This window comes from Microcystis wesenbergii FACHB-1317 (assembly GCF_014696875.1).
GTDB classification, from domain to species: Bacteria; Cyanobacteriota; Cyanobacteriia; order Cyanobacteriales; family Microcystaceae; genus Microcystis; species Microcystis wesenbergii_A.
In genome coordinates, this window is sequence record NZ_JACJQV010000085.1 from 16,260 (window position 1) to 40,730 (window position 24,471).

Below are 24,471 nucleotides of genomic sequence, written 5' to 3' on the forward strand. Positions count from 1 at the left end.
TTATCAAGGGGGGCAGGGGGGATCAACCCCCCCTTATCAAGGTAGGAGCAAACCCCCCTTATCAAGGGGGGTAGGGGGGATCAAACCCCCCTTATCAAGGTAGGAGCAAACCCAAAAATTAAATCAACTTATTATTTAGTTATAACCTAAGTTCGGGATGCTGAGTTATTGACTTTGGTTTGATAAAGTTTAAAACAACTTTGCATCACCTCTCGCGGCTTTCCTTGACTTTGCCTAACAAGAGAACTTATTTCCTCCTCAGTAAAAGTCACTCTGGTTTGACTTAGACGATGACTAATAAACTCTTTAATTTTAGCTTCATCCCATAATTTAATCGAAAATTGTTGACAAATTCCCTCGAAAGGTGAGTCACCTCCTTTGTTATCAGGAAATAAAACATCAAGGGGACGATTAGCCGCTACTACTAATCTTAAAGGTGGATCGGGACGATTGGCCAACTCTCTTAATTGACTTCTAAGCTGATAGCTGAAATATTTTTGAGTCATATTATCTACCACATCCAATAATAACAGGATTTTGTGTTTTTCTAATTCCCTAGTTAATCTAGTTCCTTTGAGCGGTTTATCGTAATTCGCAGCTATACCAATCTGATTACATAATTCATAATAAAAATCCTTATCTCCTGCTAATCCTTCTAAGTTTAAATACAAGGGTTGTCGCTGACTAAGTAAATACTCCCTTGCTTGATGGTAAATTCCCCAAAGCAGGGTGGTTTTTCCCGTTCCCCTTTCCCCGATAATAGCAGCACTACTGCCGGAATTTAAAACCTCAAAAATATCTTTAATTTCTTGTTCCCGGCCAAAAATCTGCTGAATTTCTTCAATACCTCCGGAAGTGGGTTTAAAAGGATTATGGGCATTTTTTTGGGGTTGTAATTGCGGAAAATATTTAAAAATAGTCTGAACTGGAATCGCTCTTCCTCCTAAATCAGTAAACTCATCTCTGGTTTTATTCACCACTCCGCACACTTTCCCCGTGCGTAAATTTAACAGAGGTGAACCACTAAAACCGGGTTGTACTTGCCCTAATTTAAACTTGATTAAGGGGTTTTCATCCCCCGTTAAACCTATATACTCAAAGTCACTAGGATCACCGTTCGGATAATCGTTGGTATAGCCAAAAGTGTATAATTTATCTGTTAATTGTAAATCGTGATCAAAATCGACATATTTGTGATCTAAAGGCGAGTTTAATTGTAAAAGAGCCAGATCGATCCCATCTAGATTCGGTAAGTCGATAATTTTAGCCCCAGAAATTTGACCTTGCCAAATTATCTCGATAGTCTCGCGATTATCCCGCGCATCTTTTACCACATGAAGACAGGTCAAAATTAACCCTTGTCCCACAAAAAAGCCTGTTCCTGACCCATAGATTAACTTTAACCTGACAGTGTACGGGGGTAGAGATTCCGGGGTAAGCATTTAATCAATTTATCCCCCCCATTCCAGAGTAATTTTTAAATTTCCCTTTCCTTCACCTTCCACAATTAAAGCGGTTAGTTTACCAGATTTTACCCTGACTTCTACCCCAAATTCTACGGTGGCCTTTTTGGGTTTCACTTTACTTATCGTAGCAGCGATCGATTCAGTAACTGCCTCAATTGTATCAGCCACACTTTGAAAGTCAAATATTTGATCGGATACTTCCCGTTCACCACCGAAACTTCTCGCTTCCACTAACATGGTGACATTTTCTTTAACTTTAACTGAAATAATCTCAGATTTAGATTCTGGCATAAGGCTCCTCCAATGACCCGTTTATGGTTTTCTCGATTGGTTCTCGGACAAACTTATAGCGGAAGTAAAAATGCTTATATATATTTCGGCACGGATTCCCATTATACTAGAAAGTATAGGTCAAATCGAGGGATTTTGTCAACTCTTTTTCGCCATTAATCTATTTGTGTTATGCAGTGGAGGGGGTTATAAGGAATGAAACCCCGATAGAGACAGACATTGCTGCGATTTTTGTCAATTGTTTTCGCTTTAGAACGAACTAATCAATTAAGTCTCTTGCCAGATAAGGATTTAGTCAATTTATGCCCCCATATCGAACCATACCAAGTAACGAGGAACCTTCTTTTTCCTCTTCTTCAATCGCCGATTTCGGGACAATGACGACGTTAACCGATTCTTCGACTTCGTTGAATAGTTCTAAAACATATCCTTCCTCACCCCCCTTCGGATGGGCAACTATATCAACAAGAATCGCCGAATCACCCTGCTTAAGATTGTATTCGGGAACGTCGCGGGCTAGGGTCACTTCTTCGTATAGTTGCGCCATGGTTTATTTTTCCTTTCGGGGTTTGAGGGTGATAAATTGAAATTGATGATCTAGGTTTCGTTTTAGCCAAATCGTGACAACGAATAGGGGAACTTGATTACTGCTGATTAATTCGCCCTCGACTCGATCGAAGGTTCCGTATTCGATTCACCGATCAAGTGTATTAATTGATATTGTTTCAAGTTTTTTTTGGGGTTGTAATTGCAGAAAGTTTTTTGAAATAGTCTGGACTAAAAAGGCTTATATATATTTCGGCACGGATTCCCATTATACTAGAAAGTATAGGTCAAATCGAGGGATTTTGTCAAGTCTTTTTTGCCATTAATCTATATAATTGTCGGGCTGCTCACCAGTCATTGTCCTGAAAAAAATTATGCCCTAGTTTGTTAAACAAGCATATATGCAGCGGTTAACCGAGACAGGACAGGAGGCAAAAAGGGAATCATTGGACAGAAAGAGGCGATGGGATGTTATTATTTAAAGCCGATTCCCCGGAAGCAGCCGAATCGATCATCGGGCAGCATCCCCTGGCGAATAGTAGTGGAATAGGCTATTAAAGGAGTGAACCCTGTGCAAATATTCACAACAATCCCCGGTTTACGCACTTTTTTGGCTGATTATCGCCATGATCACAGTATTGCCCTCGTGCCAACCATGGGCGCCCTCCATAAAGGTCATGCTAGTCTAATTCGACGCGCAGTGACGGAAGCGGAGGTAACTGTGGTCAGTATTTTTGTTAATCCTCTACAATTTGGCCCCACAGAGGATTTTTCTCGCTATCCCCGCAGCCTTGACAGCGATCGCCAATTGTGTGAATCTTTGGGAGTTGCTGCTATTTTTGCTCCCAGTGCGGAAACTTTAGGAATTGGTGATTCTGAGGAGATAACCGCAGTTGTTCCCCCGATTTCTCTGACTAGCGGGTTATGTGGTGCTTTTCGTCCGGGACATTTTCAGGGAGTAGCCACAATTGTCACCAGGTTATTTAATATAATTGCACCGACGATCGCCTATTTTGGCGAAAAGGATGCCCAACAGTTAGCGGTTATCCGGCAATTAGTCAGGGATTTAAATTTAGCGATCGAGATTCGCCCTTGTGCTACAGTGCGAGAAACATCGGGATTAGCATTTAGTTCTCGCAATCAGTATCTATCGGTCACAGAAAGGGAAAAAGCGACAATTATCCCTCAAAGTTTGCAATTAGCTCTCGAAAGTTTTCGTTTAGGGGAAAGACAAAGGGAAAAACTACTGGCTATTGTGCAAAAAAATCTCGACAGAGTACCAGAATTTCGCCCTCAGTATCTGGATTTAGTCCATCCCCAGAGTTTACAACCGATCGAGCAGATCCAGACAGAGGGCTTATTAGCGATCGCTGGATCGGTCGGCCAAACCCGTTTAATTGATAATATAATCTTGCGTCAACGTCGGCCAGTTATCGCTATTGATGGGCCTGCTGGAGCGGGAAAATCGACGGTAACGCGCTTAGTAGCGGAAAAATTGGGGTTAACCTATCTCGATACCGGTGCGATGTATCGCGCGGTGACATGGTTAGTGGTGAATTCCGGTCTGGATTTGTCCGCAGAAGCGGCCATCGCCGAGTTATTATCTTTAGCGAAGATAGAAATAATCCCGGCCGATAGTCCCGAAAATGTGACTATAGTGAAGATTAATGGGCAGGATGTGACTTTAGAGATTCGCTCTCCCGCAATTACCTCGCAAGTGTCCAGAATTGCCGCTCAAAAAGCGGTGAGAGAGCAGTTAGTCACCCTGCAAAGACAGATGGGAATGTCGGGGGGAATAGTTGTGGAAGGTCGGGATATTGGTACTAATGTTTTCCCAGAAGCGGAATTAAAGATTTTTTTGACAGCGACAGCCGAAGAAAGAGCGAGAAGGAGATTAAAAGACTTAGAAGCGCAGGGAAATGGGGGGATTAGTCTCGCAGAATTAACCCAAGAGATTGAAAAAAGGGATTATTTGGATAGTAATCGCTCCCTAGCACCCCTGCGAAAAGCCGCAGATGCGATCGAAGTTAATACCGATCATCTCACTATTACAGAAGTCACGGAAAAAATCATTGCTCTTTATCATCAAGGTTCAAGCACACTCATCTTTAGGTCAAAAGAATGATCAGTACCTAGACAGAATTAATTAGGGTTTGCGGCAAAAAGTTTGTTGGTGGGGTTAGGATTCAGAAGTCAGAAGTCAGGAGATTGCTTTTATTTATTCTCCCCTTGAAGTTATTTAAGAAAGTATCCCTTTGATTGTATTAAGATTGATCGCTCTTTTATCAGCATTTACCTAGCTAAAACCTGTAAATGCGACCGATTTGCCAGCGTTTCTCCGTCATCAGTCTTCAGTTTAAGGTTGACGTTCCAGAATCGCTTCCATGGTACTGATTAGGTAGTGACCATTGAGAATACCACTGGCAAGATGATAACTGTTGTTATTAATGCGATAAAAGGTTTCAAAACCCCCGCGCCGGCTGTCTGTTAATACCCAATGACGTTGGATAATAGTATCAGCACCGATCCAACCTTCTCCTTCGATTTGTCCTAAAATACTTTGTTGCAGCACAAAAGTATATTCTCTTTTTCCTGTTCCCAAACGACCGCGGTATTGAAAGGAAATGTCTTCTTTTTCCCCATCAGGAAAGATTAATTTACTGACTAAACTAAACCAATTGTCTTGACTCCAAGCGATTAGTAGGCGACCCTTGATCGGTCTGGGCATTTGATCTCGTTCTAACCAACTTCCCTCTAATTTCCATCGTCCCGGTTCTAATAAAAAAGTGTGCGTCAATGTGACAACCCTTTCCCTGCGGATGCTAGTTTTTTATCTTTCCATATTAGCATCAGTCGTCAGTAATCACCATTCAGGTGCGTTATCAAAAAAGCTGACAATTGCTATAATTTGTTATTGCCGTCGATGATCTAGCCTTTCTCGTCAAGGTGAAGCACATATCAACTATTTCAGCTACAAGAACGAACCTCATCTATTTGAGAAACGCTATAATTATATTGTTTCTGGGAAAATAGGAAAAGAAAATCAATGGAAAAACCTCTAGTTTTTTTAGATACTGATGTTTTGGCTTCTTATCTACGAGGAGATCTTGCCAGTGTACATTTATTCGATCGAGAAACACTCGATCGCGTTTGTCTTGCTCTTAATGCGATCGTTTTACAAGAGTTATTATTTTTGGCAGAAGTTCGTAATCATCCTGAAATAGTCGATCGGATTCAAGAAAAGGTGACTATCTTGGATTTTGATTTAGTTAACCTTGATCAATATTGGCAAAATGCTAGAGATATTCGCAATATTTTGGTACAATCGAATGATGTTTTAATTTTAAGTAGTGCCGCTAATTGTGATTATTTAGTTACCTACGATCAACAACTTAAAAAAGCCTCTAGTTATCTATATAACTCTAAACCTATGGTAGTAACACCTGAAGAATTATTAGAGGTTATCCATCAAGAAAATAGCCTCCTTTCTAGCCTCTCTTGCCAAGGATATAAATCGTCAAATTTCCCCTTAAACAAGGTGATTTAGGGAGATAATTATGAAGTTAAATTACCTGACTATCAAATCTATCTGTTTAACGGTAACTTCCTTGATAATTCTTGGCAGTCCAGCTATATCTTTAGCCGATCATAGATCACCAATAACTTTAGCTTCTCGGGATTTATCAAACCAGCAACAGGGACGAACAATTATTCTTAATGGTCGTTCTTTGCCCGTATCTTGGCGACAGTGGACAGCAGCAAATAGTACCAGAATTGCCATGAGTGACACGGGAGCAAGACAATTATTCGGCATGGATTTTCTTAGCACAAATGATCCGAAAAAGCAACCGATAAGCTGGTTTAATTTACAAACTTTATCAGCTAATTTGATCAATTCCGATCGCTGGCTAGACGTTACGGATATTTTACTAACAATGGGGGCAACAACCACTATTAATGGCGATAGTTTAACTATTAACTTTCCTGCTCCCCAGATTCAAGATATTCAGCTAGAAAATTATGGAGCAGTACAAAGGATTATTATTCAACTCGATCGCCCGACCTTTTGGCAAGTTAGTCAGGCAAAAAATCAAGCAGTGATTACCCTAGAAGGAAATGCCCAACAATCACTTATCTCTAGGTTTCAACCCAAAACTATCAGCAACAGTAACCCAAATAACGATGAAGATGATCTAGGAAACTCTAATAATAACTTACCCACTCAGATCACTTCCTTAGAAAATAATGGGGTGATCAGTCGTTTAAAAATTAACCTTCCCACTGCCTACGGATTACAGATCGGCAGTGTGGATAATCCTCCCCGAATTATCATTGATTCTCGTCCCGATGCTATGGATGAAAAGCGCATTGTTTGGCAACCAGGGTTAATCTGGAATCAAAAATATATCCAGTTAGACAAAGATTGGTTTCCCGTGACTTGGTTAGAAATCGATCCCAGAAATCCTCAGATAACTATTAAACCAATCACCGCTAATTCCACCTCAATGCGCGGTACTAATCCTCTGATCACGATTAATAGCGAAAGTAATGCGGTAGCGATGATTAATGGCGGCTTTTTTAATCGTAATAATCAGTTACCTTTGGGGGCAATTCGTGTGGATGGCAAATGGTTATCTGGACCAATTTTAAACCGAGGAGCGATCGCATGGGATAATCGTGGTAAAATCAGAATCGATCGCCTGAGTTTAGAGGAAACCCTGATTAATGCCACCGGACAACGTTTTCCCCTAACCCAGTTAAATAGTGCCTTTGTAGCAGCCGGCTGCAGTCGTTATACTCGTGATTGGGGAAATAATTATCATCCCCTCACCGAGCGCGAAACTGGGTTAGTCGTGCAAGGCGATCGCATAACGGAGAAATTAAATAATCTTTTGCCACAGGATAGTATAGACATACCGGAAAATGGCTATTTAGTCATCTGCCGAAAGACAGATATTAATTTAAAGATTGGTGAGACAGTCAACCTCGATAGCGTCACCCTACCGAGAGATTTTGCCAATTATCCCCAGATTTTAGGTGCTGGACCCCTATTATTGCAGAATGGGCGCATAGTTTTGGATGGAAATGCCGAAAAATTTAGTCCGGCATTCCAAAATCAACAAGCTTCCCGCAGTGCGATCGCAGTTAGCCAAGAAGGAAAAATTCTGCTAGTTGCTATCCATAATCGCGTCGGGGGAAGGGGGGCAACTTTAGGCGAATTAGCCCGAATTTTGCTGTTAATGGCGGCAAAAGACGGTTTAAACCTAGATGGTGGTAGTTCCACTGGAATAGCCTTGGCGGGTTATCTGCTCGATCGCTCTGCCGTTACCGCCGCAAAAGTCCATAATGGAATAGGGATATTTTTATCCCCGTCTCCTTGAAAAGTGTGAAAACAATGGATAATAGCGACTGGATTAAACAATTGCTGCTGATGGGTATTGGCACCACTTCCATGGTGGCAGAAAAGATCAAAGAAGTGAGCGACGAATTAGTCAAAGACGGTAAAATCAATTCTGATCAGGCTAAAAACTTTGTCGATGATCTGATGACACAGATGAAGTCTGAACAGGGGAGCTTCGAGAACAACTTAGAACGCTATATTCGCCAGATCTTGCAGGATTTAGGGGTTCCCCGACAATCGGAAATGGATGAACTGCGGGGAAGGATTGATAGATTAGAACGACAGGTGAGAGACTTAGAGAATAAACTCTGGCGTTAGGGAACTATGAAATCAATGCGCGAAATCTTGCTCAGTTTTGCTATTATTGCGGTTTGTGGCTTATTTTTAATCGCTGCTTCCCTCTTTGGTGGAGGGGAAAAAAACAATGCGATCGCCGCCGAAACCAATCCACCCCCTATCACTCAAACTATTAATAAGGAAATCATCTCCATGGATTTAGATCAAGCAGTTACCACCGATTCGGGACTAAAATACATCGATATCGTGGAAGGAACTGGAGAAACTCCCCAAAAAGGTCAAAAAGTAACTGTTCACTACACGGGAACCCTGACAGACGGCAAAAAATTCGATAGTTCCAAGGATCGCAATCAACCTTTTACCTTTACCATTGGAGTTGGTCAAGTGATCAAAGGATGGGATGAAGGAGTCGCATCGATGAAAGTCGGGGGGCAGCGTACCTTAATTATCCCCCCAGAATTAGGTTATGGTGCGCGGGGTGCCGGTGGGGTGATTCCTCCCAACGCGACTTTACTTTTCGATGTGGAATTGTTGGCAGTTAAATAGGTTTTTCTTCTGATTTTTCACCTCTACCCGCATCGATCCCGAATGCGGGTTTTTTGACAAATTGCCGAAAGCTAAGGGCCAAATCAGGAAGATTTAGTAAATTCTAGACCGTTTTCGCTACCGTAACGTTCCATAAAACGCATAAAACGATCCCACTCTGCGGGAGAATTAAAAATAACCGTAGCTTCGATCGCCATGGGTTTACCGTTGATAAATTTGCCTTTTACTTCCCTGGTGACGATTTCTCCTTCCTCATCGATGAGATACATCCCCGTGATTTCCTCGGTTTGTTGATCTCCGAGGATAGTCGGTTGATCAAAGTAAAATTTTGCCGATCCCTTCTCTCCCGTTTTCGTGCGACTTAAGCGGATATCGGGAACAACCGGTTCTTTTAACCCCCTGGAAAACTGAATTTCTGCCATTACTTTTCTTTATCCTTCTCATAAAATAGACATTTCTAAATCATCTCACACCAAGTCGCAAGTAAAAAGCAGATGGGACACCATAAACTTAAAGTATCCACGGTAAACTCGCGGGGGTGGGTTTGACTACTGATAACCAATAACTGAGATGAGATGGTTTTATTAGAAGCAGCGGTTCATTCTTCCCTACGCGCTTTTTTACGCGAACAAGGACGCTTTTACTGGTCTCATCATCTCACTATGGGGCGACTGGTGGCTAGAGCTTTACGCTTAAAACGGTCCTCTCTCATACAAACTGGAACCACTCTCACCCGTTATTGTCTCAGTTATCTCACCCCGGCTCTTTTAGGTAATACACCTGTTCTGATAGTTGCCCCCGAGTCAGAATTAAATCTACTGTTAGAAGTGGAAATCCCCCATCTGCAAACATGGTTACAAACTCAGCGAGCTATCCTCAAAAGCGATCGCTTTCCCGCTAATTTTACCGGTTTACTCCTCACCACACCCCAACAATGGTTAGAGGATAAATTGGGCAATCTCGGTCATTTTCCCCAGAATATCGCCACGATAATCGATCGAGCCGAAGATTTAGAAACTTGTCTAGTCAACTATCTCACCGTCACCATTACTCCCGAACAATGGTTCGCTTTAGAGTCAGCATATCCCCAGCATAGAGAGTTTATAGACTTAATTAAAGCACAACTTAGCCAAAGTATTCTTGGTCATCCAATAAATCCCTATAATTGCTATCTTATTGATGCCAAGGAAAAAGAATATATAATTGCTCTACTGCAACGCTTGCATCAAGACTTAACCACTGACTCTGTTTGGCAACTTTTAGCGGCAAAAATCCCCGAGCATAATTATCTCCTCTGGACATCAGTAGATCGAGAGCGAGAAGAATTCACCCTAAAAATCAGTCCTTTGGAGGTGGCTAGTTTTTTCAAACCAATTTGGCAGCAGCAACCCTTTGTTTTAATCGGCAGTTTTTTAGATAGCGAAAAATCCGCTAATTTATACCGTCAAAATCAGGGTATCGGAGATATTTTAACTCTAAAGTTTGCAGCCGATCGCGAAAGTGAATATATTCATTTATATCTACCCGATCGCATCAGCGCCCCCAATACTCCCGAATTTCAACCGATGTTATTAAAGCAAGTGCGGGAATTAGTTAGTGCTAATCATACCAGTGAACAACCGATAGTAATCCTGATTGAAGATGTTCCCCTCAAGGCACAAATTGCCACCCAAATCGCAGCCGATTACGGTTCGCGAGTGCAAGTGGAAAAAACTGAGATTAATAGTAATACTATTCTGGTTTGTGGTTGGCAATTCTGGCAAACCCATCAAGAAAAATTTCTTACTCCCAGTTTATTAATTATCGCAACTTTACCCTTACCTTCCCCCGAAAATCCTCTCGTTGCTGGCAAAATTGCCTACTATAAACGACAACATCTCGACTGGTTTCGTGCCTATCTTTTACCCACAGCAGTGAGGGAAATTCAGAAATCTGTTCAGTCTCTCCGGGAGTGTCAAGGTTGTGTGGCTGTTCTTGATAATCGTGTCAATGCTCGCAGTTATGGCCGACAAATTCTCTCCGCTTTAGAACCCTATGCTAAAGTCAATTATCTCGATCAACAATTTTTTCAAGATAAAGATTAAATCAGTGATCAGTTATCATACTAAATCAGCAGAAAACGGGTTTCTCCGAGAAACCCGTTTTCTGTGCGTTACTCAACGGATTTACTGATAAAATCTCCCCCAGAGCCATATTTCCAACTATCCAAATAACGATGATAAAGATATTTTTGCTTGTCGGGTAACTTTTCTAAAACAGGTTTTAAGGTGGTTGCTAAGGGATATAAACCACTATACAAAGCTAAATTAAAATAATGTCCCGTCCAATCAATAAAAGGACTGATACCCACTTGCGGAATCATCGGTAAAACTAATTGAGGATTAACCAAAGGCAAAGTTTTTGAGAGGGAAGAAAACTGCACCACATCCTGTAAAAACGGTTTTAATACCTCATCTCCCAACTTATCCATTACCCGAAAAACTCCACTCATTAAGTCATTAATTTGATTGGGATTAGGGTTAGCAGACATCGGGACACTCATGGTTTTTTGAAATAGCCACGTTACCGATATATTCGGTTGATAAGGTTGTAAAAGAGCTAAATCTTCTCGGTTTAAAGCATCGATTTGTAAAGCTTCCTCAATGGCGAAAGTTAGCCTTTTTAAATGCCTAACCATTGCCCCAAAACCACCAAAACTTACTGGAGATTGACTACCACTACTATCTCCCACTGCCAGAATTCTTGACCAGGGCATTTTTAAAGGACTTTGACGATAGGCAGGGAAAAAACCCGCTAGAAAACGCTGAAATTTGACCGCTTCTAAATCCACCTTTTGATACTCCGGCAGTAATCTTAAATACTCCTCCATCAAAAATTCTAAACTAAAGCGATCGGGATGGGTATCGAGATAGGTAAATAAATAAGTTGTCCGACCATCCCTAGCGGGAAATGCTTCCCAAAAGTATTGACATTGGTGCAAGATTGGGGTAAAAGAATAAATCAAATCACCAGTTTCATTACTGGGAAAACCCTGACCGCAACTACCCACCACTAAACAAACTCCATCGGGTTTTTCTCCTTTTCTTGCCTGTTTTGCAATTGGCGAAAAATGACCCATGGCATCGATTAATAAACGGGTTTTTAAAGTTACTTCTCCCGTTTTAACCATTACCCCATCGGGATGAATAATCGCCTCCCTAAACCCCGAATTTTCTAATAACTTTCCTCCCGCTTGCAAAAACTTAGTTTTTAAAGTCTCTAGCAAATAAACTGGATCAACACCAATATTTAAAATATCTCTAACCCAAAGCTCATAACCTTGATAGAATCCCACCCTAGCAGGATTATATTCCGTCGCTATTGCTTGATTTAATTCAGCTTCGGTCAATAAATCTAACTCTAAAAAACTGCTTAGTTCTAAACGGGAAATATTCCACTCCTGTTCACGACCGCGCAGAATACCTCTTTCTAATAATGCCACACGCCAGCCCCTAGTTTGCAAAGCAGCCCCGATAAAAATTCCTAGGGTTCCCCCCGCAATAACTAGATCAAAATCCGTCTCTCCTAAAGATTCTTGACTTTGATTAATTACCGTAGGAATAACTGGATTTTCTAAACGCAAAGCTTGCCAAGCTCGATCACTGGCTCGCAATTGTTGTAAACTCTGAGGAGATACTCGATCAAGTAAAGATGCAACTAAAGACATAATCTTATATCAGTTATCAGTTATCAGTTATCAGTTATCAGTTATCAGTTATCAGTTATCAGTTATCAGTTCACTGTTTACTGACTGATCACTCAAAAAAACATCCCTCTAGTCGTTTCCTAACAGTAGAGACTTGCCACCTCACCATTAAGATCACTGCTCTATCCAGAGGAGAAAACTACTTAGATTGGAAAAACTTTTTTCCTTCTTCAATGAGTTTATTAATATCCTTGAGAGAAACCCCAAAAATTGCCAAAACTCCCGTAAAAACTAATAAAAAACCGATAAAACTATTCCGATCATAGAGGAATAAACCCACCAAAACGATAAAATAGGGAGAGAGAATTTTACTAATATTCTCAACTACAGTAACCACCTCTGGAGTAGGAGTCTCAACAAGATTAATATCAGCTTTATCCTGATCTGGTTCGAGATTTTGCTTAATTGAAAACATCACTTCCTGTAGGTCTTTTACCTCCGGTGGGTTCGGTTCCTTCGCTGGTTTGCCAAACATTGTTAACTACCTCGCCAATTTATCTATATCCTCTATGGTAGCCAAAAAGAGGGCAAGCCGGAAAAGCGCGAGCAAGTCGAGAAATTCTCAGGGCAATTTTCCTTAACAATCCCCGCGGCCTCGGCTGCTATAATTAGAGGAACAACTCCCAAGTTCGTTAACGGTACAAAAAAACTATGAATACCAGTCCAGATCGTGTGATTATCTTCGATACCACCCTTCGAGATGGGGAACAGTCCCCGGGTGCCGCTTTAAATGTGGATGAGAAGCTAACCATAGCACGCGCACTGGCACGACTGGGAGTTGATGTCATTGAAGCGGGTTTTCCCCACGCTAGTCCGGGGGACTTTGATGCGGTGCAGAAAATTGCCGCCAGCGTCGGCAGCGAAGCTGATAGCCCGATTATTTGCGGATTAGCCCGCACTACTCAAAAAGATATCAAATCAGCCGCCGATGCGCTCAGACCCGCCGCCAAGCCCAGAATTCACACCTTCCTAGCCACATCTGATATCCACCTCCAATACAAACTTAAGAAGACTCGTCAGGAAGTTCTTGAGATTGTGCCGGAAATGGTGGCCTATGCCAAATCCTTCGTTGATGATGTGGAATTTTCCCCCGAAGATGCCGGCCGCAGCGATCCGGAATTCCTCTATCAAGTCCTCGAAAGAGCGATCGCCGCAGGAGCCACCACCGTCAATATTCCCGATACCGTCGGTTATACCACCCCTAGCGAATTTGGGGCTTTAATCCGTGGTATTAAGGAAAATGTCCCCAATATCGACCAAGCGATTATCTCCGTCCATGGTCACGACGATTTAGGGTTAGCGGTGGCTAATTTCCTCGAAGCGGTTAAAAATGGCGCTCGACAGTTGGAATGTACTATTAATGGTATCGGTGAGCGTGCCGGTAATGCTTCCCTAGAAGAATTGGTGATGGCCCTTCATGTGCGGCGCTCCTATTTTAATCCTTTCCTCGGTCGTCCCCCAGAGTCCACAGAACCTTTAACCAAGATCAACACCAAGGAAATCTATCGCACTTCTCGCCTAGTTTCTAATCTTACCGGCATGATCGTGCAACCGAATAAGGCGATCGTCGGTGCTAACGCTTTCGCACACGAGTCGGGAATCCATCAGGACGGGGTGTTAAAACATAAACTCACCTATGAGATTATGGATGCAGAATCGATCGGTTTAACCCATAATCAGATCGTTCTCGGTAAACTCTCTGGCCGCAACGCTTTTCGCTCTCGGTTACAGGAATTGGGTTTTGAACTTTCGGAAACGGAACTTAATAACGCTTTTATCCAGTTTAAGGAAATGGCTGATCGCAAAAAGGAAATCACCGATCGCGATCTAGAAGCGATTGTTAACGATGAAATCGATACGGTTCCCGATCACTTCCGCCTCGAATTAGTACAAGTGTCCTGTGGCAATAACGCCAGACCCACGGCCACGGTAACAATTCGCAATCCCGACGGTAGCGAGTTATCCGATGCGGCCATTGGGACAGGGCCAGTGGATGCTCTCTGCAAAGCGATCGATCGAGTGGTGCAGATTCCGAACGAATTAATTTCTTTCTCGGTGCGAGAAGTGACCGAGGGAATCGATGCTTTAGGAGAAGTGACTATCCGTCTCCGTTACGAAGGACGCACCTATTCTGCTCGCGCAGCCGATACCGATATTATTGTCGCCTCCGCTCGTGCCTACGTCAGCGCCTTAAACCGTCTCCACGTGGCACTGCAGCAGAAGGAAAAAACCCCAGAAATGCTACAAGTCTAGATAGGGTTTGCTGAACAAGTTGGTCCGTGGGGTTAGGAGTCAGTTATCAGTTATCAGTTATCAGTTATCAGTTCACTGAGAAAACACCCCACACCCCACACCCCACACCCCACACCCCACACCCCACACCCCACACCCCACACCCCACACCCTACACCCCACACCCTACACCCCACACCCTACACCCCACACCCCACACCCTACACCCCACACCCCACACCCCACGGTGCTATTGGAGAAAATCTTAAATTTGTCTCGCAAATTTCTAAAATGTTGCTAACTTAATATTATGAGCTTGCGCTCTAACAATCTTAATACATTTGTATTAAGATTAGATTCCCGTAAAAGCAATGAGGGATGAAATTTATCCGCAAGAATCCGATCAAATTAAATACAATGGCTAAGGACTAGAAAAAATTAGCAAAGGCACCTAGGGATGCTGTTCCCCTTGTCAATGGGAACAGTTAACCCACCCCATAATTCCTTTGATACTTAGCTATCTGGTCAACACCGCAGACAATCGAGCGATCGGATTTCAGTCCTCCAGCCATTTATCCAATTTTTGCAGGAGCCAGATTATGAGTTGACCGAGCTAAAACAGCATTCCGTGTCGCTAAAATCCCATCGACACAAGAGAATTTAAGCAAAAATCTTCTCCCATTTGTTGTAATTAAAGCTACAATCGGAAAAGTCTTTCCCCGTCTCGGATTTGAGACACAAATTTGTTCAGTATCACCTAGATTGAGATTCGATCTTCTAGTTTTGCACAGAAGGAGCAAGAGGAAAACGGCATGATGCAGGCCCACGATGTACTAACCCTTACCGAGCCGCCATTGGATTTAGATTTGATTGACCTAGACGAAGACTTCGATGATGAGGATATCGAGTTAGAGCTAGAAGAAGTCAGCGATAGCAACGATGGCAAAAAAACCCGCCGCCTTGCCAGCGCTCGTCGTCGCGACGCCGCTAGAAAAAAACCCTATACAGAAGATTCGATTCGGATTTATCTGCAAGAGATCGGCAGGATTCGGTTATTGAGAGCGGAAGAGGAGATCGAATTAGCGAGAAAAATCGCCGATCTACTGAAATTAGAACGCATTCGCGAGGACTTTCGCCTCTATAGCGATGCCGAATGGGGAAAACAGGTTTTCTTGTTCGAGGGCATCGAGAAAATTATCGCTGAAAAATCGGAAAAAGAAGCGAAATTATCGGATATTAAGGCTTATTTAGCTAAAACGGAGCTAATGGCTCCCATGCTGGAAGAATGGCAGGCGAAATCAAAGGAATACTTATCGGCCTTTAAGCGTCGTTTGTACCATGGTCGTCGCGCTAAGGAAAAAATGGTACAATCGAACCTGCGTTTAGTGGTTTCGATCGCCAAGAAATACATGAATCGCGGTCTTTCCTTCCAAGATTTAATTCAAGAAGGTTCCCTCGGTTTGATCCGCGCCGCCGAAAAATTCGACCACGAAAAGGGTTATAAATTCTCCACCTATGCCACTTGGTGGATTCGTCAAGCCATCACCCGGGCGATCGCCGATCAATCCCGCACCATTCGTCTCCCCGTCCACCTCTACGAAACCATCTCCCGGATCAAAAAAACCACCAAGATTCTTTCTCAGGAAATGCGTCGCAAACCCACCGAGGAAGAAATCGCCACCAAGATGGAGATGACCATTGAAAAACTGCGTTTTATTGCCAAATCTGCCCAATTACCTATTTCTCTAGAGACTCCCATCGGTAAAGAAGAAGATTCCCGTTTAGGAGACTTTATCGAAGCGGATGGGGAAACCCCAGAAGATGAAGTTTCTAAAAATCTATTACGCGAGGATTTAGAAAATGTCCTCGATACCCTGAGTCCTCGCGAACGCGATGTGCTGCGGCTGCGCTACGGTTTAGATGACGGCCGGATGAAAACACTCGAAGAAATCGGCCAGATTTTCAACGTCACTCGCGAGCGCATTCGTCAAATAGAAGCCAAGGCCCTGCGGAAACTGCGTCACCCTAACCGTAATAGTATCCTCAAAGAGTACATTCGTTAATTTCCCGCTCTTAAAAAACTAGAAACTGAGTCTCCTTGAGGCTCAGTTTTATTGTTATCTACACTTTCCTCTCCCCATCTCTCGATCGAATTTACAACAGTTATATTAATGATGAGGTACAAAGTTTTCCTTTTGGGTAGTCGCTTGTTGATACCAAATTAGGTTACACTTTATACTGATGAGAAGCACTATAAGTAGGTGGGTGGAATTAAATATAAGATGAACGTAGGTTGGGTTGAAGCATGAAACCCAACGCCCCGATGGGTTACGCTACCGCTAACCCATCCTACAAATGATTGTGCCTCCCTACTTAAATATCTCATTGATTAGAATCAAGAAATGTATGATAATGTCTGTAAATTTCTCGCCGAAAATTATAGTCGTGACTTTGCCCAATGGTTATTAGGAGAACCCCTCTCCTTCACCCAATTGAGTCCCTCGGAACTGTCTCTAGAACCGATTCGGGCCGATGCCCTGATTTTGTTAGAATCAGATCAGATTATTCTTCATCTCGAATTCCAGACCGATCCTGACCCAAAAATGTCCTTTCGGATGTTAGATTATCGTACTAGAGTCTATCGTCGCTTCCCCAAAAAAACCATGCGACAAGTGGTAATTTACCTGAAAGAAACCTCATCACCTTTGGTGCAGGAAAACGCTTTTATCCTTCCCAATACCCGTCATGAATACGAAGTGCTTCGTCTTTGGGAAATTCCAGCCGAGAAAATGTTAGGATTATCAGGATTGTTACCCTTGGCCAATCTAGGAAAAACCCCTAATCGTCCCGAAATTCTACGACAAGTAGCCGCAAAAATTGATAATATCGAGGGTAGAACTGAAAAAAGCAATTTAGCCGCCGCTACAGCAATTCTGGCGGGGTTAGTATTAAGTAAGGAAATCATCGGAAGTTTATTAAGGGAAGAAATTATGCGCGAATCAGTTATTTATCAGGATATCCGGGAAAGTGGAAAAGCACAAGGAAGAGAGGAAGGAAGACGAGAAGAAGCGGTTTCTTTGATTCTACGGCTACTTAACCGTCGTTTAGGTGAAATATCCTCGACTTTAAGCCAACAAATCCGAGAACTATCTCTAGAACAATTAGAAACTTTAGGAGAAGCGCTGCTCGATTTTACCAGCTTGACAGATCTGACCACTTGGTTATCGGAGATAGAAATTTAAATCCCCAGAAGATGTCTGCTCGTCCTGCGTTAAATTTTTAAATACCGGCTTTTTTCCCGTATTGATTTAACCATGGCTACCAGCGATATTCCCCATTCTACTCACTCATCCCCAAAACCCCTGCCAAAACTGGGACTTTTCACCATGTTTCGCTTAGGACTCTTTCAAATGGGACTAGGTATTATGTCCCTGCTGACTTTGGGGGTTCTCAATCGGATTATGATCGATGAGTTGAAAGTTTTACCCTTTCTTGCCGCAGCTGCGATCGCTATGCACCAGTTTGTTAGTCCAGCACGCATCTGGTTTGGGCAAAGATCCGACGGTAAAACTATTTTCGGTCATCATCGCAGCGGTTATGTCTGGATTGGGGCGGCAGTTTTTACCGCTTTAGCTTTTATTGCTTTGCAGGTAGTCTGGCAATTGGGACTTAGTATTCAAACTTCGGGATGGAATACCATTTCCTACGCTTGGATTGCCCTCTTAGCCTTAATTTTCGCCCTCTACGGACTCGCTTTAAGTGCCAGTTCTACCCCTTTTGCTGCCCTCTTAGTGGATGTGTCCGATGAAGATAATCGATCGCAATTAGTTGGTATAGTTTGGTCAATGCTGATGGTGGGAATTGTCGTCGGGGCGATCGTTAGTTCTCGTTTGCTGGATACTCCCAATATCTGCGGTACAAATATTTTGACCTATGCTCCGACTCAATCAGCCCCTATAGCCAATATTCCGCAACTACAGGCGAATATTAACCCCGTGTTTGCGATCATGCCCGCTATCGTTTTTGTTCTCTGTATTTTAGCGACTTTTGGCGTAGAAAAAAAATATTCTCGTTTTAGTTCCCGTTCCACTCTTGTGCAAAGAGAGGATCAAATTACCTTCAAGGATGCGTTACAGGTTCTCACCGCTAGTCGGCAAACTGGTTTATTTTTCACCTTTCTGCTGATGATGACTTTGAGTTTATTTATGCAGGATGCAATTATGGAACCTTTTGGGGGCGAGGTTTTTGGGATGTGTATCGCCCAAACCACCCAATTAAACGCTTTTTGGGGAACCGGAACCCTTTTTGGTATCGCTGCCACGGGATTTATGCTCATTCCCCGCGTCGGTAAACAAAAAACCACTAAATATGGCTGTATTTTTGCAACAATTTGTTTTATTATCTTGATTTTTGCCGGATTTTCTGCTAATCAAAGTTTATTAAAATCAAGCTTGCTCTTTTTCGGTTTAGCTTCGGGAATGATTACTGCTGGAGCTACCAGTTTAATGTTAGATTTAACCGCTGCCGAAACTGCGGGAACTTTTATCGGCGCTTGGGGATTATCACAAGCGATCGCCCGGGGATTAGCCACGGTTTTAGGCGGTACGATTTTAAATATCGGTAAAGTTATCTTTTCTAGTCCGGTTTTAGCCTATAGCTTAGTTTTTCTCGTGCAAGCATTGGGAATGATCCTAGCAGTTTGGTTATTAAGTCGGGTTGATGTGAAGGAATTTAAGGAAAATGCCCGAGATGCGATCGCAACAGTAATAAAAGGAGAGATCGACTAGCAAAAGCAAGCAAAAGTGAGATAACAGGAGAATTAGCCCGATCGGGGGAAGTTGGTTAGCAGCTTTTTTCCTATCCTAAAAGTAGAGAAGAAAACGAAAGAGGAGGCTAAAACGATGAAAAGGACTTTAATGATTGCCCTAGGTTCCCTAGCTTCCTTACTGCTGATTAACCCCGTCGGTGCGGAAAATCCCCGACAGGTGCAACAATTATTGAATACGGGGGAATGTCCGGGGTGTGATCTCCGGGGTGCCGATTTAAGAGGGGCGCATCTAATCGGTGCAGATTTGAGAAAAGCGAATTTACAGGGAGCTAATCTGGAGGAAGCTAACTTAGAGGGCGCAGATTTGACCGATGCTAACCTAGAAGGCGCAAATTTGACCGCAGTTCTTCTGACTAATGCCAGTTTGAATCAAGCTAATCTCAATGGCGTTAATTTCACCAGTGCCATGATCTATGATGCTGATGTGACGGGTGCATCAATGGAAAGAATTAACTTGACAAATGCTCAGATTTATGGTACAGGCATCGCTGTGGGTGGTGAAAATCCTTAGATGTTCTTGTCCTCAAAATATAGTTAATTTTGTAACAGATGCGAGTGTCGCGTCTGTTTTTTTATACACTTTTACTAAATAGTTTGAGTTATAAAATAACCGGCATGACTCAACTCACACCGCGCTCTAGTGTCTTAATTGTCGATGATTTGCCCAATAATCTGAGGCTATTGTCGATTATGCTCACCGAGAAGGGATATCAGGTACGCAAAGCGATTAATGGACAGATGGCCCTGAATACAGTGCGATCGCTAATTCCCGATCTGATCCTCCTTGATATTAATATGCCCGATCTCAATGGTTATCAAGTTTGTGAACAGTTAAAAGCTGATGAAAAAACCAGAGAAATTCCCGTGATTTTTATCAGCGCTCTTGATGATGTCTTAGATAAAGTCAAAGCTTTTCAAGTGGGAGGTGTCGATTATATTTCTAAACCTTTTCAAGGGGAAGAAGTGATGGCCCGCATCGAAAATCAATTAACTATTTCTCGTCAAAAAAAACAACTACAAAACGAAATTCAAGAACGTCAAAAAGCTGAGGAAACCTTAGAAATTTATCTTCATGCTGTCTCTCATGATCTCCGCAATCCCGTGATCGGGATGTCAATGATCTTAAATAATTTAATTAAAAATTCTCAGGGAGAAACTAAAGAAGTATCCCGGAAGATTTTACAACAGATGGCCAACAGTTGCGATCGACAATTAACTTTAATTGATTCTCTTGTCGAAAGCCGACAGAATGATCTTTGGGGAGTTTCCCTAGAACTAAAGCCTTTATCTCTCTACGAAATTGGTCAACAAATCAGTCAGGAATGGGAGTTAAGATTAAGGGAAAATCAAGCAACTTTAATTAATAACTTTTCCCCCGATTTACCCTTAGTTAATGCCGATGCTCACCATCTCTGGCGAGTTTTTGAGAATTTATTAGCCAATGCCCTTAAACACAATCCCCAAGGGATAATTATCACTTTGTCAGCTAGACTAGAGGGCAATTATCTCCGGTGTACTATTGCCGATAATGGGGTGGGAATTAGCGAAACCCAGAGAAAACAATTATTTGATCGCTATCAACGAGGCAATAATAATAATCAGATTAGTTTAGGACTAGGTTTATATCTATGTCGTCAAATTATCCATGGTCACGGAGGGGAAATTGGCATTATGAATAATGACGAAAAAGGTTCACAATTTTGGTTTACTTTGCCCTACTAAGCTATTGACTAAGTAGGTAGGGTTTGCTGAAAATTTGTCAAAACGTCGTGCTTTGCTTACCTCATAAGCGATTAAAGGTAGCAAAAAAAGAATTAGATTCGGAGAATGAATCAGCCCTACCCTGCTCCCCAGGTCCAGTCATAGTAGGTTGATTCATGAATCAACTCATAGTAGGTCGATTCATGAATCAAGAGACTTGCGCTAAAATAATGTACCAAATCCTAAGGGGGAACAATAGACCTCTTGCAGAAATCAAAAATCGTTGTTAGGGTTAGGCTTCGGCCGTGAGATCAGCGTTCGACAAAAGCTCACGCCGAGGTCCGAACGGAGTCAGTAGCCAGTAGTCAGGAGAATTAAAAATGAGCATTAATCAATTAAATGGTCTATTTACAGATTTTATGCCATTTAATCCTTATTTTTGCCGTTTTTGAACCATGAAAAATTAATTATGCAAGAGGTTTAATTAATTATCCATCTAAACCGTCAGCCGTCAGTCGAACGCTTTTTCACCGGATTAGTAAACAGTGAACTAAAAACTCAAATCTGATCCCTGATAAGCTGTCGACCGTCTCCTCACCTAAGGGAAGATTTTTGCTGTTTGCAGGAGAGCTAATAGTCACATCCCACTTCGGCAAACTTTCAGAAGATTGCCAGAATTGTTGAAAAAATTCCAATTCGGAAGACTTAACAGTTATGCCTTTTTCATAATTTTCTTCTATTAGATGAATCTGAGGATGATTGCCTTTCCAAGTCAGATTAGATGCCCAAGATAATCCAGTTCCTTTTGACTCGAAAATCGCTCCATTCCAGGAGTTTTCCCAGATAGCCCAGCCTCGCTCAATCGGATTGTATTTACTATGATAAGGCGGATAATAAATTAAACGAATTCTTAGTTTTGTTTCTAAATAAAACTGAACTATTCGCTTAATAAATTGACTTCTATTACTACGCTGCGCCATCCCACTGTCTAAGTTAATTGCTAACTCTTCTATTCCTAAATATTTAGCCTGATTTTTTGGACACCATCAGGTCAAACAATCAACAATAAAATCGGATGTTTCGGCTGAAGTCCCAAAATATATTGAAAAATTTCCTCCTTGAACATCCAGAATTCCTAATGGAACTAAAACCCCAGAACATTGATATAGCGTTTCCTGTTCGCAAGAGGTACATTATCGATGTTGAAAAGCTTAATCAGCAAAGGTTTAATTGTGCCACACAGGTGTGAGAACCGCTATAATCATGATCTAAAGCTTTGATTGGTTCTCGGATTCTTCTTTTTCCTTCTCTTGATAAATCCCCAATTTTTACTTTGGCTTTAGAATCTAGAGAAATTCTCTTTTCGGATTTTCATCGGCTTCTTTATTCGCTTTAGCTAGGTTCTCAAAGATTTTATCTGTTTCGGGAATTTTCTTGAAAGGCTTCACTTTTTGTGTTTTTTTAAACGGTATCCCATCCGATTTAAAATATCCCCAATGGTTTGACGACAAGGTAACTCCTCATCTTTATCCCCTTTTTCTTCGATTAAAGCTTCTTCCACGGCTCTAGCACTGATTTTAGCATAAGCAAATGTTGATTGAAATTTAGGGTCAGCTGGCGAATAGGTTGACCCTAAACTTTTAATCTCTTCTTCTAAATTTATCAGGATTTCTTCCGTTTTTTTCCGCCCTCTTGCTCTATAATTATCCCCACAAGTGATTCCTGTTTCTAGTTCTTTTAATCCAGAAATGTTGAATCTCGTAACAAAACTTTACATTTAAGAACATGACAACCCCAGAACGCCATTTTTCAGATTGAATAGACAATTTTCCTAAACCAGTGTACATAGCTGATATGTTGACACATAAAACTCTGTAAATAGCGCAATTTATCTAATAAGCTTTTGCCAAATACTTCTTCAATATCTATTAGCTGTAAAATTAAATAAGCGATGATACAGCTATAAATTTGTATCCGAATTCCTCTCTCGTTTTTTGTGATTAAACGGTCAAGCTTGAGGTGCATTTTTAAGAACTTCCAAAGAAGTTCTATTTGCCATCTTTGTCGATACATTTCGGCAATTTCCTCATTACTTACCCCCCCTTCTCCTTCTAAGGGTAAGTCCGTCGCTATCCGAAATTCACTTTGACTTTCTAGATCACAAAACTCAACGATTCTTACCTCTACTTCTCTTTTTTCTGCTCCTAGCTTGCTCTGACCATTTTCCAGCATTTCTAGCTTCATATCATTTTTTACCCTTAAAACAAAGTGCTTGTCTTTTTTCTCTAATAATTTTCTGATTCTTTCATTAGAAGAAAAGCCTCTGTCCATTACCCCAACTCCATTTACAGGAATTTCTTCTCTAGTTTTTTTCCCTTCTTTAGAGTCATGTCCTTGACCAAAATTGCTCACAATCCCCCCCACTTCTGTGGTGATACTATTTAGTCCACAAAATAATTTTACTTGATGCCATCCTTTTGTCCACAACAGTTTACTTGTCAGTGAGATTATTGTCGAGTCAATTGGAAATAAAGCTTGAGCTGCTTCTTTTCCTTTTTTGTTTACTAAACTTTTATTTAATTTATTGATGATTTTCTCAAATGGTTCTGTCTCTCGGATTTTACTCGCCTTAGAAAAAGTTGACGTATTGACATTAATTCCTTGCATTTTCAGGCGTGCGCTTAAGTCTCTCATGCTGACGATACTTTTATCCAGCGCCAAACCTATCCAACAGGACACAAAAGTAAATGTACTTAATGCGGGATAGTCATTTTTGGGGAGTGGCTTGAGAAGCTCTTTCATTAGTTTTGGGAAAATTGTTAGCATGGCTTATTCACATTTATTGGTGTATATTTACTTTGTTTTCTTATCTATAATATCAAATTTTGTACGACTTTTTTCCCCGTTCAACACTTCTGCTTTTAATCCAGTCGCTATCGCTTTTCTTGACCATCCTAATTGACTTTCCGTTTTTCTTGGCGAAGATTGAAAATAATCTTGAGCTACTTGCGCCATGAAAGCTCGTTTCTTGAAGCCTGTTAGCTTAGAGGCTGCATCTTTTAGATTGGACTCAAATTGTTTGTTTAACATTGGGATTTTTTATTAAGTTATCCTTTTAGTCTAATGGGACTTAGGCGTTTTCGGTCAGCAAAAAAGGCTCAAACCATTACGGGACAAAGGGTTAACCTCGATTTATGATTTTCCTTGATATATCTGGGTTTCAGCGATTTTGGGCTTCTCGAAGTAAATCCCAAGCGGGGATTGGAGTTGAGGCTTTTCTCGATTTGTTTTTTGTCTAAGTCCCATTAGGAGGATTGGCCAAAAATCGAAAAGTAATTATTGAAAAAGAAGGGGGTGTGGAAGAAACAATCCAGCTTGAGCAACTAGCCAAAAGCCGATCAGAAAAGGATTGGGAGAA

At 41.7% G+C, this 24,471-nt stretch carries 23 protein-coding genes and 1 pseudogene; 12 read left to right on the forward strand and 12 right to left on the reverse strand.

Annotation, left to right across the window (positions count from 1 at the left end):
- Positions 1-146: 146 nt before the first annotated feature.
- The 4 genes and pseudogenes from H6F92_RS04630 to H6F92_RS27165 form a co-directional block, all read right to left on the reverse strand.
- Complete coding sequence (locus H6F92_RS04630; protein ID WP_190356944.1) at positions 147-1,442, reverse strand: S1 family peptidase; 1,296 nt, start codon at positions 1,440-1,442, stop codon at positions 147-149.
- Positions 1,443-1,451: 9 nt separating this feature from the next.
- Positions 1,452-1,757 (reverse strand): CU044_2847 family protein, encoded by a 306-nt coding sequence (locus tag H6F92_RS04635; RefSeq protein ID WP_190356945.1) that lies wholly within the window; start codon positions 1,755-1,757, stop codon positions 1,452-1,454.
- A 295-nt stretch (positions 1,758-2,052) separates the two neighbouring features.
- Positions 2,053-2,304: a DUF4926 domain-containing protein gene (locus H6F92_RS04640; protein WP_190356946.1), complete on the reverse strand. Its 252-nt coding sequence runs from the start codon at positions 2,302-2,304 to the stop codon at positions 2,053-2,055.
- A 3-nt stretch (positions 2,305-2,307) separates the two neighbouring features.
- Positions 2,308-2,448, reverse strand: a pseudogene (locus tag H6F92_RS27165) (DUF6883 domain-containing protein); the annotation flags it as partial.
- Between the two features lie 426 nt (positions 2,449-2,874).
- On the opposite strand from H6F92_RS27165, the gene H6F92_RS04645 reads away from it, so the two are divergent.
- A complete protein-coding gene (locus tag H6F92_RS04645) occupies positions 2,875-4,428 on the forward strand; it encodes a bifunctional pantoate--beta-alanine ligase/(d)CMP kinase (RefSeq protein ID WP_190356947.1) in 1,554 nt (517 codons plus the stop codon).
- 231 nt (positions 4,429-4,659) lie between these two features.
- On the opposite strand, the gene H6F92_RS04650 is transcribed toward H6F92_RS04645, so the two are convergent.
- Complete coding sequence (locus tag H6F92_RS04650; protein ID WP_190356948.1) at positions 4,660-5,100, reverse strand: hypothetical protein; 441 nt, start codon at positions 5,098-5,100, stop codon at positions 4,660-4,662.
- Positions 5,101-5,349: 249 nt separating this feature from the next.
- Here H6F92_RS04650 and H6F92_RS04655 point away from each other — a divergent pair, with 249 nt between their 5' ends.
- The 4 genes from H6F92_RS04655 to H6F92_RS04670 are packed head-to-tail and all read left to right on the forward strand — an operon-like array spanning position 5,350 to position 8,547.
- Positions 5,350-5,850 carry a type II toxin-antitoxin system VapC family toxin gene (locus H6F92_RS04655; protein WP_190356949.1) on the forward strand — a complete coding sequence of 167 codons (501 nt, stop codon included), beginning with the start codon at positions 5,350-5,352 and terminating at the stop codon, positions 5,848-5,850.
- A 10-nt stretch (positions 5,851-5,860) separates the two neighbouring features.
- The gene (locus H6F92_RS04660; RefSeq protein WP_190356950.1) at positions 5,861-7,684 is read left to right on the forward strand and encodes a phosphodiester glycosidase family protein; all 1,824 of its coding nucleotides are present in this window, start codon (positions 5,861-5,863) and stop codon (positions 7,682-7,684) included.
- Positions 7,685-7,698: 14 nt separating this feature from the next.
- Positions 7,699-8,022 carry a phasin family protein gene (locus H6F92_RS04665; protein WP_002746237.1) on the forward strand — a complete coding sequence of 108 codons (324 nt, stop codon included), beginning with the start codon at positions 7,699-7,701 and terminating at the stop codon, positions 8,020-8,022.
- A 6-nt stretch (positions 8,023-8,028) separates the two neighbouring features.
- Positions 8,029-8,547, forward strand: coding sequence for an FKBP-type peptidyl-prolyl cis-trans isomerase (locus H6F92_RS04670; protein ID WP_190356951.1), 519 nt, complete (start codon positions 8,029-8,031; stop codon positions 8,545-8,547).
- A gap of 83 nt (positions 8,548-8,630) precedes the next feature.
- Here the strand turns inward: H6F92_RS04670 and psb28 are convergent, their stop codons facing one another.
- Positions 8,631-8,969 carry a photosystem II reaction center protein Psb28 gene (gene psb28 / locus H6F92_RS04675; protein ID WP_002746239.1) on the reverse strand — a complete coding sequence of 113 codons (339 nt, stop codon included), beginning with the start codon at positions 8,967-8,969 and terminating at the stop codon, positions 8,631-8,633.
- Between the two features lie 153 nt (positions 8,970-9,122).
- Between psb28 and H6F92_RS04680 the strand changes: the two genes are divergently transcribed.
- Positions 9,123-10,631, forward strand: a complete 1,509-nt coding sequence (locus H6F92_RS04680; protein WP_190356952.1) for a helicase C-terminal domain-containing protein — start codon at positions 9,123-9,125, stop codon at positions 10,629-10,631.
- A gap of 68 nt (positions 10,632-10,699) precedes the next feature.
- Here H6F92_RS04680 and H6F92_RS04685 read toward each other — a convergent pair whose 3' ends face one another.
- A complete protein-coding gene (locus H6F92_RS04685) occupies positions 10,700-12,253 on the reverse strand; it encodes an FAD-dependent oxidoreductase (RefSeq protein ID WP_190356953.1) in 1,554 nt (517 codons plus the stop codon).
- 178 nt (positions 12,254-12,431) lie between these two features.
- Positions 12,432-12,767: a hypothetical protein gene (locus H6F92_RS04690; protein WP_036402045.1), complete on the reverse strand. Its 336-nt coding sequence runs from the start codon at positions 12,765-12,767 to the stop codon at positions 12,432-12,434.
- A gap of 176 nt (positions 12,768-12,943) precedes the next feature.
- Here H6F92_RS04690 and H6F92_RS04695 point away from each other — a divergent pair, with 176 nt between their 5' ends.
- The 6 genes from H6F92_RS04695 (at position 12,944) to H6F92_RS04720 (ending at position 21,074) form a co-directional block, all read left to right on the forward strand.
- Positions 12,944-14,545 (forward strand): 2-isopropylmalate synthase, encoded by a 1,602-nt coding sequence (locus H6F92_RS04695; RefSeq protein ID WP_190356954.1) that lies wholly within the window; start codon positions 12,944-12,946, stop codon positions 14,543-14,545.
- Between the two features lie 791 nt (positions 14,546-15,336).
- The gene (gene rpoD, locus H6F92_RS04700; protein ID WP_190356955.1) at positions 15,337-16,587 is read left to right on the forward strand and encodes an RNA polymerase sigma factor RpoD; all 1,251 of its coding nucleotides are present in this window, start codon (positions 15,337-15,339) and stop codon (positions 16,585-16,587) included.
- Between the two features lie 339 nt (positions 16,588-16,926).
- Positions 16,927-17,766 (forward strand): Rpn family recombination-promoting nuclease/putative transposase, encoded by an 840-nt coding sequence (locus H6F92_RS04705; RefSeq protein WP_190356956.1) that lies wholly within the window; start codon positions 16,927-16,929, stop codon positions 17,764-17,766.
- Positions 17,767-17,838: 72 nt separating this feature from the next.
- Positions 17,839-19,311 carry a BCD family MFS transporter gene (locus H6F92_RS04710; protein WP_190356957.1) on the forward strand — a complete coding sequence of 491 codons (1,473 nt, stop codon included), beginning with the start codon at positions 17,839-17,841 and terminating at the stop codon, positions 19,309-19,311.
- Positions 19,312-19,425: 114 nt separating this feature from the next.
- Positions 19,426-19,863 (forward strand): pentapeptide repeat-containing protein, encoded by a 438-nt coding sequence (locus H6F92_RS04715; protein WP_185240723.1) that lies wholly within the window; start codon positions 19,426-19,428, stop codon positions 19,861-19,863.
- A 104-nt stretch (positions 19,864-19,967) separates the two neighbouring features.
- A complete protein-coding gene (locus H6F92_RS04720) occupies positions 19,968-21,074 on the forward strand; it encodes a hybrid sensor histidine kinase/response regulator (RefSeq protein WP_190356958.1) in 1,107 nt (368 codons plus the stop codon).
- A gap of 506 nt (positions 21,075-21,580) precedes the next feature.
- Here the strand turns inward: H6F92_RS04720 and H6F92_RS04725 are convergent.
- The 4 genes from H6F92_RS04725 to H6F92_RS04740 all read right to left on the reverse strand — a co-directional run bounded on the left by H6F92_RS04725 (position 21,581) and on the right by H6F92_RS04740 (position 24,143).
- A complete protein-coding gene (locus H6F92_RS04725) occupies positions 21,581-22,066 on the reverse strand; it encodes an ISAzo13-like element transposase-related protein (RefSeq protein ID WP_190356960.1) in 486 nt (161 codons plus the stop codon).
- A gap of 202 nt (positions 22,067-22,268) precedes the next feature.
- Positions 22,269-22,409, reverse strand: a complete 141-nt coding sequence (locus tag H6F92_RS26980; RefSeq protein ID WP_409805230.1) for a hypothetical protein — start codon at positions 22,407-22,409, stop codon at positions 22,269-22,271.
- A gap of 453 nt (positions 22,410-22,862) precedes the next feature.
- On the reverse strand, positions 22,863-23,879 hold the full coding sequence (locus tag H6F92_RS04735) for an IS4 family transposase (RefSeq protein ID WP_190356959.1): 1,017 nt from the start codon (positions 23,877-23,879) through the stop codon (positions 22,863-22,865).
- A 27-nt stretch (positions 23,880-23,906) separates the two neighbouring features.
- On the reverse strand, positions 23,907-24,143 hold the full coding sequence (locus tag H6F92_RS04740; RefSeq protein WP_190356961.1) for a hypothetical protein: 237 nt from the start codon (positions 24,141-24,143) through the stop codon (positions 23,907-23,909).
- Positions 24,144-24,471 lie beyond the last annotated feature (328 nt).

Bases quoted from the DNA above. Each gene is read 5' to 3' on its own strand.
- H6F92_RS04630 (WP_190356944.1), bottom strand. From the start codon at position 1,442: ATGCTTACCCCGGAATCTCTACCCCCGTACACTGTCAGGTTAAAGTTA.
- H6F92_RS04635 (WP_190356945.1), bottom strand. From the start codon at position 1,757: ATGCCAGAATCTAAATCTGAGATTATTTCAGTTAAAGTTAAAGAAAAT.
- H6F92_RS04640 (WP_190356946.1), bottom strand. From the start codon at position 2,304: ATGGCGCAACTATACGAAGAAGTGACCCTAGCCCGCGACGTTCCCGAA.
- H6F92_RS04655 (WP_190356949.1), top strand. From the start codon at position 5,350: ATGGAAAAACCTCTAGTTTTTTTAGATACTGATGTTTTGGCTTCTTAT.
- H6F92_RS04660 (WP_190356950.1), top strand. From the start codon at position 5,861: ATGAAGTTAAATTACCTGACTATCAAATCTATCTGTTTAACGGTAACT.
- H6F92_RS04665 (WP_002746237.1), top strand. From the start codon at position 7,699: ATGGATAATAGCGACTGGATTAAACAATTGCTGCTGATGGGTATTGGC.
- H6F92_RS04670 (WP_190356951.1), top strand. From the start codon at position 8,029: ATGAAATCAATGCGCGAAATCTTGCTCAGTTTTGCTATTATTGCGGTT.
- psb28 (WP_002746239.1), bottom strand. From the start codon at position 8,969: ATGGCAGAAATTCAGTTTTCCAGGGGGTTAAAAGAACCGGTTGTTCCC.
- H6F92_RS04680 (WP_190356952.1), top strand. From the start codon at position 9,123: ATGGTTTTATTAGAAGCAGCGGTTCATTCTTCCCTACGCGCTTTTTTA.
- H6F92_RS04685 (WP_190356953.1), bottom strand. From the start codon at position 12,253: ATGTCTTTAGTTGCATCTTTACTTGATCGAGTATCTCCTCAGAGTTTA.
- H6F92_RS04690 (WP_036402045.1), bottom strand. From the start codon at position 12,767: ATGTTTGGCAAACCAGCGAAGGAACCGAACCCACCGGAGGTAAAAGAC.
- H6F92_RS04695 (WP_190356954.1), top strand. From the start codon at position 12,944: ATGAATACCAGTCCAGATCGTGTGATTATCTTCGATACCACCCTTCGA.
- rpoD (WP_190356955.1), top strand. From the start codon at position 15,337: ATGATGCAGGCCCACGATGTACTAACCCTTACCGAGCCGCCATTGGAT.
- H6F92_RS04705 (WP_190356956.1), top strand. From the start codon at position 16,927: ATGTATGATAATGTCTGTAAATTTCTCGCCGAAAATTATAGTCGTGAC.
- H6F92_RS04710 (WP_190356957.1), top strand. From the start codon at position 17,839: ATGGCTACCAGCGATATTCCCCATTCTACTCACTCATCCCCAAAACCC.
- H6F92_RS04715 (WP_185240723.1), top strand. From the start codon at position 19,426: ATGAAAAGGACTTTAATGATTGCCCTAGGTTCCCTAGCTTCCTTACTG.
- H6F92_RS04720 (WP_190356958.1), top strand. From the start codon at position 19,968: ATGACTCAACTCACACCGCGCTCTAGTGTCTTAATTGTCGATGATTTG.
- H6F92_RS04735 (WP_190356959.1), bottom strand. From the start codon at position 23,879: ATGCTAACAATTTTCCCAAAACTAATGAAAGAGCTTCTCAAGCCACTC.
- H6F92_RS04740 (WP_190356961.1), bottom strand. From the start codon at position 24,143: ATGTTAAACAAACAATTTGAGTCCAATCTAAAAGATGCAGCCTCTAAG.